At 67.5% G+C, this 8,815-nt stretch carries 7 protein-coding genes; 1 reads left to right on the forward strand and 6 read right to left on the reverse strand.

Annotation, left to right across the window (positions count from 1 at the left end):
- Positions 1–61: 61 nt before the first annotated feature.
- Complete coding sequence (argS, locus tag AAGA11_02065) at positions 62–1,801, reverse strand: arginine--tRNA ligase (protein MEM9601624.1); 1,740 nt, start codon at positions 1,799–1,801, stop codon at positions 62–64.
- Positions 1,802–1,931: 130 nt separating this feature from the next.
- Between argS and AAGA11_02070 the strand changes: the two genes are divergently transcribed.
- Positions 1,932–2,399, forward strand: coding sequence for a DUF1203 domain-containing protein (locus AAGA11_02070; protein MEM9601625.1), 468 nt, complete (start codon positions 1,932–1,934; stop codon positions 2,397–2,399).
- 171 nt (positions 2,400–2,570) lie between these two features.
- On the opposite strand, the gene AAGA11_02075 is transcribed toward AAGA11_02070, so the two are convergent.
- From AAGA11_02075 to AAGA11_02095, 5 genes are all read right to left on the reverse strand, one after another.
- A complete protein-coding gene (locus tag AAGA11_02075; GenBank protein MEM9601626.1) occupies positions 2,571–3,995 on the reverse strand; it encodes a bifunctional 3-(3-hydroxy-phenyl)propionate/3-hydroxycinnamic acid hydroxylase in 1,425 nt (474 codons plus the stop codon).
- Positions 3,992–4,963 carry a VOC family protein gene (locus AAGA11_02080; GenBank protein MEM9601627.1) on the reverse strand — a complete coding sequence of 324 codons (972 nt, stop codon included), beginning with the start codon at positions 4,961–4,963 and terminating at the stop codon, positions 3,992–3,994. Before AAGA11_02080 ends, AAGA11_02075 begins: the two co-directional genes overlap by 4 nt.
- A 128-nt stretch (positions 4,964–5,091) precedes the next feature.
- Positions 5,092–6,801, reverse strand: coding sequence for an ABC transporter ATP-binding protein (locus AAGA11_02085; GenBank protein MEM9601628.1), 1,710 nt, complete (start codon positions 6,799–6,801; stop codon positions 5,092–5,094).
- On the reverse strand, positions 6,801–7,724 hold the full coding sequence (locus AAGA11_02090; protein MEM9601629.1) for an ABC transporter permease: 924 nt from the start codon (positions 7,722–7,724) through the stop codon (positions 6,801–6,803). The genes AAGA11_02085 and AAGA11_02090 overlap by 1 nt, the downstream gene beginning before the upstream one ends.
- Position 7,725: 1 nt before the next feature.
- Complete coding sequence (locus AAGA11_02095; protein ID MEM9601630.1) at positions 7,726–8,694, reverse strand: ABC transporter permease; 969 nt, start codon at positions 8,692–8,694, stop codon at positions 7,726–7,728.
- Between the last annotated feature and the right edge of the window lie 121 nt (positions 8,695–8,815).

An 8,815-nucleotide genomic window follows, 5' to 3' on the forward strand; every position in this document is an offset into this window, starting at 1 on the left:
GTCGTTGGACAGCGGTTGTACAGGTTCCGAGCGTGAAAATCCGCCTGTGCACCCGCTCGCATCACATGCGCTCGAGCGCCTCGATGCCGAGCAGGCCGAGGCCGTCGACCAGCACCGTGTGGGTGAGCTGACTCAGCGCCAGGCGGTTGGCGGCCACCGTCGCCTCGCTGCTCAGCACCGGACAGGCTTCGTAGAAGGTCGAGTAGAAGCTCGCGAGCTCGTAGAGGTAGTTGCACAGGAGGTTCGGGAAGCCGCGCGCGGCCACTGCGTCGAGTGTTGCGGCGTAGCGCACCAGGTGCTTGGCAAGGTCGCGCTCGGCAGCGTGTTCCAGCGTCGGGGCGGCGCTCGGGGTGAGGCTTTGTTCGGCGGCGCGGCGCATCAGGCTCGCCATGCGGGCGCAGGCGTAGAGCAGGTAGGGCGCGGTGTTGCCGTCGAAGCTCAGCATCTTGTCAAAGCTGAAGATGTAGTCCGTGGCACGGTTCTTCGAGAGATCGGCGTATTTCACTGCGGCGATGCCGACGCGGTCGGCGATGGTGCGCGCCTCTTCAGCGCTCGCGTCGGGCAGTTTCTCTGCCACCACCTGGCTGGCGCGCTCCACCGCTTCGTCGAGCAGCGATGCGAGTTTCACGGTGCCGCCGGCCCGGGTCTTGAACGGCTTGCCGTCCTCGCCGTTCATGGTGCCGAAACCGAGGTGCTCGAAGTGCTTGCCTTCGGGCAGGAAGCCCGCTGCGCGCGCGACCGCAAAGACCTGCTCGAAATGCAGGTGCTGGCGTTTGTCGACGACGTACAGGGAGCGGTCGCAATCGAACTCGCGCACGCGCAGGCGCACCGTCGCGAGGTCGGAGGTGGCGTAGAGGTAGCCGCCGCCGGCTTTCTCGACAATCAACGGCAGCGGGTCGCCGGCCTTGTTGGTGAAGGCGTCGAGGAACACGCACTTGGCGCCGGCGTCTTCCGTCAGCAGCCCGGCGGCTTCGAGGTCGGCGACGACGCGTGGCAGGTCGTCGTTGTAGCGGCTTTCGCCGTCGAGGTCGTCGCGTGTCAGCAGCACCCCGAGCCGGGCGTAGAGCGCGTCGGCATGGGTGAGCGTGATGTCGTTGAACTGGTGCCAGAGCGCCATGCACGCGGCGTCGCCCGCTTGCATCGCGACCACCAGCTCGCGGGCGCGGTCGGCGAACGCGGGTTCGGCGTCGAAGCGCTTCTTCGCCGCCTGGTAGAAGCCCTCGAGATCCGAGAGCAGCAGCGCCTCGGCCCCCGCCGGTTCAGCTTCGAAGTGCGCGAGCAGCATGCCGAACTGCGTGCCCCAGTCGCCGACGTGGTTCTGCCGGATCACGGTGTGGCCGAGCCGCTCGAACACGCGCACCAGTGCGTCGCCAATGATCGTCGAGCGCAGGTGCCCGACGTGCATTTCCTTGGCGAGGTTTGGCGCGCTGTAGTCGATGACCACCGTCTCGGGCGCGTCGTTGGTCGGCACCCCGAGGCGCGTGTCGGCGAGCATCGCCGCGAGTTGGCGGTCGAGCACGCCCGCGTCGACACGGAAGTTCAGGAATCCGGGACCGGCGATCTCGACGCCGCCGATCGCGTCGTCGGCCGGCAGGGCCGCGAGCAGCGCCTCGGCGACCGCGCGCGGCGCTTTGCCGGCCGGTTTCGCCAGCACCATGGCGAGGTTGCTCGCGAAATCGCCGTGCGCCTTGTCTTTGGCCTCGTCGACCCGGATCGCCGGTGCGGTGCCTGCGGGCAGGTTGCCCTCGGCCACGAGGCGGTCAACGGCGGTTTGAAGCAGCTCGGCGATGCGGGATTTCATGGGGTGCGGCACACGTAGGTCAGCCGGAAAGTTTAGCAGTCTGCCCCGGGCGAAGTGCGCAGGTTTCGGGCGGCGGTGTGGCCCCGGAGCGCGCAGACTTGCTATCGACGTCCCCCAACAGGAGCCTCCTATGGCCTTTCAAGTCCACGCCTTGCCCGTCGAACCTTTTGCCCCGTTGTTCGCCCTGCCTGACGCCGCCCTCGACGCGCACCATGCGCGCCGCGTTACCGTCGAACAGGCGGGCTACGCGCCCTGTCGGGTGAGCCTGAGCTACGCCGACGCGGGTGAAACGGTGTTGCTGGTCAACCACCTGCACCTTGACGTCGCCAACCCCTACCGCTCGCGGCACGCGGTGTACGTGCGAGAAGGCGCGCAACCCGGGGTGTTTGGTGTGAATGAACTGCCCGAAACCCTGCGGCGCAGCTTTCTGTCCGTGCGCTGGTTCGATGCGACGCACGACATGATCGACGCCGACCTGGTCGACGGCGACGGCCTCGCCGCTGCGCTCGACGCCGGGTTTGCGAAGCCTCAGGTCGAGTACGCACACCTGCACTATGCCAAGCGCGGCTGCTATGCGGCGCGCGTCACGCGTGCGTAGGGCGGCTCCGATTCAGTTCCAGGCGAGTGCAATGCGAGGCGTGATCTATTTGATAAAGCGCACCGGGCTGGCGTTCCAGTTTACAAAGCGTAAATCAGCGTTTTTGATGGTCCGTCACTCGGGTGATCACAACGGCGCAGGGTCGGGCACGGCTCACCGGGCGTATGAGGCTCAATCGGGGCCTCCCCAGTACACCGCGTCGATGTAACGGTCTGGCCGCACGCTCAGCGTGTCGACACCGAGCGCGTCCAGGCACGCGGCCACGCCGGGGTGGGTCTCGCCGTCAAACGGTACCACCCCGGCCGGTGTGGTCGCGTCGACCAGGCGGTGGCGTGTCAGCAGCGCGTGTCGGTAGCCGACCGCGTCGTCGAGGCGAATGCCGTCGGCGAGTGTGGGTTGTGGGGCGAGCGTGCCGACCCGATCGTGTGCCTCGGCTGACACGCCACCGAGGCGCCGTGACAGCGAGGCCATGGTCGCCGTGCCGGCCGTCGCGAGTGTCTGCGCCTGGGTTGGGTCGACGGTGCTGACCAGGTTGCCAAGCCGTGCCGCGGTATCGATGTAGGCTCGCACATGCGGGCCGCGCTCGGCAGCGTAGCTGTCCAAGTGCGCGGGATCGTCGCCGTTTTCCATGCAGCTGGCCACTTTCCAGGCGAGGTTGGCGGCGTCGCGGATGCCGGCGCACATACCTTGACCCATAAACGGGGGTGTCAGGTGCGCCGCGTCACCCGCCAACAAAACCCTGCCACGGCGCCAGGCCTTGGTCACCGCCGAGCGGAAGGTGTACACCGCCCGCCGTTCGATCTCGGCCTCGTGCGGTGCGAGCCAGGGCGCGAGCCGCGCCCAGATCCGCGCCGTTTCAGTCTCGGTGGCCTCGTCGTCGTCGGTGTTCAAGCGAAATTCCCAGCGTCGGCGCGTGCCCGGGTTGCGGCAGTAGGTGGCGGGCTGCTCGGGGTTGCAGAACTGCAGCGTGTGGTCGCCGAGGTCGGGGCGCTCGCGGGTCAGCAGCAGATCGATCACCAGCCAGCGTTCGGTGAAGCCGAGGTCGGTGTACTCGAGACCGAGTGCCGAGCGCACCGTCGAGCGGGCGCCGTCGCAGCCAACCGCGTAGCGCGCAGCCACCCGAGTCGGTGTGCCTGTCGCCTCGTCGACGGCATGGAGCACCACGCCGTCGTCGCTCGAGACGAGGCCGTCGACACGGTGCGCGGTCAGCAAATCGACGGCCGGGTCGCGGTCGAGGGTGGCGCGCAGCAGTTGCTCGAGGTCGGGCTGATGCAGCCGGTAGCTGGCGTGCCAGCCTTGCGGTGTGATCTCGGCGGGACGTGGCCAGTCGAGCAGGCAGCGCCCATCCGGCGCGACAAAGCGCATGCCCGGGTTGACCCGAACGCGCTCACGCAGGGCATCGCTGATCCCAACAGTCTGGAACACGCGCATGCACTCGTCGTCGAAGTGCACCGCCCGGGGCAGCGGGTAGAGGTCGGCGGCGCGGTCGAGCACCACCACCGACACGCCGCTGAGGGCCAGGAGTTTTGCGAGCACGGCGCCGGTTGGCCCGCAGCCGACCACGGCGACGTCGCAGCGGTAGGCGGGCGTGGTCACCGACGGTGCATCAGGTCGTAGAGCCAGGGGCACTCGGTGACCGGTGGCGCGCGCAGGCCCTGTTCCGCGGCGGCCGTGCGCAGCGCGCGAAACGCGTCGCGTTGCGCGTCCGGCAGGTACGGGCGGTCGTGCCCCCAGAAACTCGGACCGCAGTGGGTCTCGTGCGGTGTCCACGTGGCGGGGTCGATCACGCGGCCACCCCAGCCACTCTCGATGAAAAAGCCCGACGGCGTGTGCGCGTAGAAGCTGGTCATGTAATCGTTGGTGTGGCGACCGAGGGTGTAGGCGATGCCGTCGCCGCGGGCGAGTGCGAGGTCGTAGCCCTGCCCGACGTCGTCGAGGTTGCCGTACTCGACCATGAAGTGGTGTAGCCCGGCCTGGCCCGAGCCGATGATGGCGAAACTGTGGTGGCGGCCGTTGACGTGAAAGAAGAACATCGGCACCGGTGTCAGGCCGTAGTCGCTGACCCGAAAGCCGAGCAGATCCCGGTAGAACGGCACCAGCGCCTCGGCGTCCGGCACGTGCAACACCGCGTGGCCGAGTCCGAGCGGCCCGGTGACGAAGCCGCTGATCGGGCGTCCGGGTGCGAACGCGGTGTCGGCCTGTACCGGGTCGACGACCAACTCCACGCGGTTGCCGGCCGGGTCACTGAAGTGAACCAGCGCGCCCACCTGGCGGCGGTCGGCGAGGGCAGCCGAACCCGGCGTGACGGCGGTGCCGGCAGCGTCGAGCTGCGCGGCGAGGTGTTCGAGGTCGTCGCGCGTTGCCACTTCCCAACCGAGAAAAGCAAGCGTGTCACCGGTCTCGTCCGAGACGACGAAGCGTTGTGCTTGCCCGTCCATGCGAAAGCTGCGGTGTCGTCCGGCGGCGTCGACCGCGTGCATGCCGAGTTGCCCGGTCGCAAACGCGTGCCAGTCGGCCTCGCGGTCCGACCGCACTCCGATGTAGCTCAACGCACAGATGCCCATACCCGCCCCCGTGTGACTGCGGTCATCCTAGAGGATTCGCCTGCACGACACACAACGCCGTGGCCGCCCCGGCGCCGCGAAGCGACGTCGAAGAGACCGCATCCGCCCGCCCCACAGCCGTTCGCCGATCAGGCGTCGCCGAGCGAGGTCAGTTTCGGCATCAGGTTCAGCAGGTGCCGGCTGTAGTCGTGCTGCGGCGCGTCGAAGAGCGTGTTGGTCTCGGCGATCTCGCAGATGGCGCCGTGTCGCATCACCGCCACGCGGTCGCACATCTGGCGTATGACGGGCAGGTCGTGGCTGATGAACAGCAGCGTCAGACCGAGCTCGGCTTGCAAATCCTTCAACAGGTTCAGGATCGTCGCCTGCACCGACACATCGAGTGCCGAGGTGGGTTCGTCGCAGATCAGGATGCGCGGTCGCGACGCCAGCGCCCGCGCGATCGAGATGCGTTGGCGCTGACCGCCCGAGAACTCGTGCGGGTATTTGAGCTCGGCGGTGCGCGGCAAGCCAACGTGCTCGAGCAGGTCTGAGACGATCTGCCGCGTCTCCGCTTCCGAGCCCGTCGAGCGGTGGAAGCGGATCGGCTCGGCGACGATGTCGCGCACGCGCATGCGCGAGTTGAGCGAGGAGTACGGGTCCTGGAAAACCATCTGCACGCTGCGTCGCACCGCCTTGACCGCGTCGGACTTCGGCGCACTCAGAACATCCTGGCCGCGGACGGTGATGCGCCCGCTGTCGGCCGGGTAGAGCCCGGCGATGATCCGCGCGACCGTTGACTTGCCGGAGCCACTTTCCCCGACGAGGCCGAAGCTCTCGCCGGCGGTGACCTCGAAAGAGACGTCGTCCAGTGCGGTGATCGCGGTCTGGTTGCGTTTGAAGAACGCGCGTTGCAGCACGAAGGTCTTGTTGACGTTGGCCACCGTCAGCGCGACGTCGGTGTCGGCTGCCGTGTCGGCGGTGCGCGCGCCGAGCCAGTGCGTTTCGACGTCGATCGGTTTGAGCTTGCTGGTGCCGCCCTCGATGTAGTCAATCAGCGTGAAGCGGTCGATTTTGCGGTCGCCGCGCGGCACCGCGGCAATCAGGCTCTTGGTGTAGTCGTGCTTGGGCGCCCCGATCACTTGGGCCACGTCGCCGGTCTCGACAACCTCGCCGTTGTACATCACCGCCACCCGGTCGGCGATCTCGGCGATCACGCCGATGTCGTGGGTCACGAGGATCACACCGAGTTGGCGCGAGGCGCAGAGCGACTTGATCAGTTCGAGGATCTGCGCCTGAATCGACACGTCGAGCGCGGTGGTCGGTTCGTCCGCGATGATCAGGTCCGGGTCGCCCGAGAGCGCGAGCGCGATCACCACGCGCTGGCGCATGCCGCCCGAGAACTGGTGCGGGTAGGCTTTGAGTCGTGCGCGCGGTTCGCTGATGCCGACAGACTCGAGCAGCGCGATGGCCTCGGCCTCGGCGGCCGCGGCGTCGAGCGCCTTGGTGCTGCGCAGTGTTTCAACCAGCTGTTCGCCGACCGTCATGAGCGGGTTCAGCGACGTCTGTGGGTCCTGGAAGATCATGCCGATGCGCGAGCCGCGGTACCCGCGCAGCGTCTCGTCGTCGAGCGTAGTGAGGTCGGTGCCGTCGAACAGCACCCGGCCCGAGACGATCCGGCCCGGCGGCTCGAGCAGGTTGATCAGCGCGTTGCCGACCGTCGACTTGCCCGCGCCACTCTCGCCGACGAGGCCCAGCACCTCGCCCGGTGCCACCTCGAGCGAGACGTCGCGCACCGCCAGCACGTTGCCGCGGCGCGACGGGAACTCGACGTTCAGGTTTTCGATGCGAACCACTGACATCAGCGCAGCTTCGGATTGAGTGCGTCGCGCATCCAATCCCCCAGCAGGTTGACCGAGAACACCAGCGCCACCAGCGCGAGCGCCGGGAACAGGGTGATCCACCACAGCCCCGAGAAGAGGTACTCGTTGCCGACGCGGATCAACGTGCCGAGCGACGGCGTGGTCGGCGGGATGCCCTGGCCGAGAAAGCTCAAGGTCGCCTCAGAGATGATCGCGAGCGCGAGGCCGATGGTCGCGATGACCAGCACCGGCCGCAGCGTGTTCGGCAGGATGTGGCGCAGCATGATCGTGAGGTTCGGCAGACCGATCAGCCGCGCCGCTTGCACGTATTCCTTTTCGGCCTCAACGAGGGTCGCCGAGCGCGCCACCCGTGCGAACTGCGGCCAGTCGGTGAGGCCCACGGCGATGATCACCACGTAGATCGCCATGTCGTCGCGGATGTCGGGCGGCAGGATCGCGCGGCCGATGCCGTTGATCAGGATCGCGAGCAGGATGCCCGGGATGGTGAGCTGCACGTCGGCGAGGCGCATGATCACCGTGTCGACTGTGCCGCCGGCGTAGCCGGAGATCACACCGAGTGCGACGCCGAGCACCATGCCCATCAACACCGCGGCGATGCCGACCGTGATCGAGATGCGCCCACCGTAGAGCAGCGTCGAGAGCATGTCCCGGCCCTGGTTGTCGGTGCCGAGCAGGTAGCGCGGGTCGCCGCCGTCCACCCAGACCGGCGGCAGCTTGCCGTCCCAGAGCGAAATCTGCGACGGGTCGAAGGGGTTGTAGGGCGCAATCCACGGCGCGGCAAAACACGCGACCACGGCCGCGAGTGTCACGAAGGCGGCAAGCAGCGCCCCGGGGCTGTGGAAGAACGAGTAGAGGACGTCGTTGTCGGTGAGACGGGCCCAGCGGGATTTCAGCGCATCCATGTCAGGACTCCACGCGGATGCGGGGGTCGACGAAGAAGTAGAGCAGGTCGACGACGAGGTTGATCACCACGAACAGGAAGGCGACGAACAGCATGTACGCCGACATCACGGGCACGTCGACGAAGTCGACCGCCTGAATGAACATCAAGCCTGTCCCTGGCCACTGGAACACCGTTTCGGTGATGACCGAGTAGGCGATCAGCGCGCCGATGTTGAGGCCGATGATGGTGATCACCGGCACCAGCGTGTTGCGCAGCGCGTGCACGAAGTGGATCGAGCGCGTCGCGAGCCCGCGGGCCCGGGCGAACTTGATGAAATCGGTGCGCATGACTTCGAGCATCTCGGCGCGCACCAGCCGCAAGATCATCGTGAGCTGAAAGAGCGACAGCGTGATGGCCGGCAGGATGATCGACCGCCAGCCGTCGACCGTGAGCAAGGAAGTCTTCCACCAGCCGAGGTCGACCGTGCCGCCGCGGCCGGAGGACGGCAGCATGCGCAAGTGCACGGCGAAGACGTAGATCAGCGCGATGCCGATGATGAAGGTCGGCAGGCTGACACCGACCAGGCTGACTGACATCACGGCGCGGCTGAACAGCGCGTGCCGCTTGATGCCGGTGTAGATGCCCAGCCCGATCCCGAGCACGGTCGCGATGATCGCCGAGACGAACACGAGCTCGAGTGTGGCGGGCAGGCGTTCGCCGATCAGTTCGAGCACCGGGCGACGGATGCGGTAGGAGAGGCCGAAATCGCCTTGCAATACGTTGCCGACGAAGCGCCCGTACTGTACCAGTATCGGGTCGTCGAGCCCGAGTTGCTGGCGCATCTCGATGCGCTGCTCGCGGGTTGCCTCCTGGCCCACCATGTTGTTGACCGGGTCGCCGACGAAGTTGAACAGCGAGAAACTGATGATCGACACCACAGCCATGACCAGAATCGACTGGCCCAGCCGGCGCGCGATGAAGAACAGCACGTTAGCGATTTACCGAAGTGAGGGAAAACGTGCGCCACCCCCGGGTCGGCGGGGGGGCCCCGGGGCACGCGTCGCGCGTAAAGCGCCACCCTGAAGCGCCGACGCACGGCGGCGTCAGAGC

This window comes from Pseudomonadota bacterium, from assembly GCA_039196715.1.
GTDB lineage: Bacteria > Pseudomonadota > Gammaproteobacteria > CALCKW01 > CALCKW01 > CALCKW01.

Bases quoted from the DNA above. Each gene is read 5' to 3' on its own strand.
- AAGA11_02085 (MEM9601628.1), bottom strand. From the start codon at position 6,801: ATGTCAGTGGTTCGCATCGAAAACCTGAACGTCGAGTTCCCGTCGCGC.
- AAGA11_02070 (MEM9601625.1), top strand. From the start codon at position 1,932: ATGGCCTTTCAAGTCCACGCCTTGCCCGTCGAACCTTTTGCCCCGTTG.
- AAGA11_02080 (MEM9601627.1), bottom strand. From the start codon at position 4,963: ATGGGCATCTGTGCGTTGAGCTACATCGGAGTGCGGTCGGACCGCGAG.
- argS (MEM9601624.1), bottom strand. From the start codon at position 1,801: ATGAAATCCCGCATCGCCGAGCTGCTTCAAACCGCCGTTGACCGCCTC.
- AAGA11_02090 (MEM9601629.1), bottom strand. From the start codon at position 7,724: ATGGATGCGCTGAAATCCCGCTGGGCCCGTCTCACCGACAACGACGTC.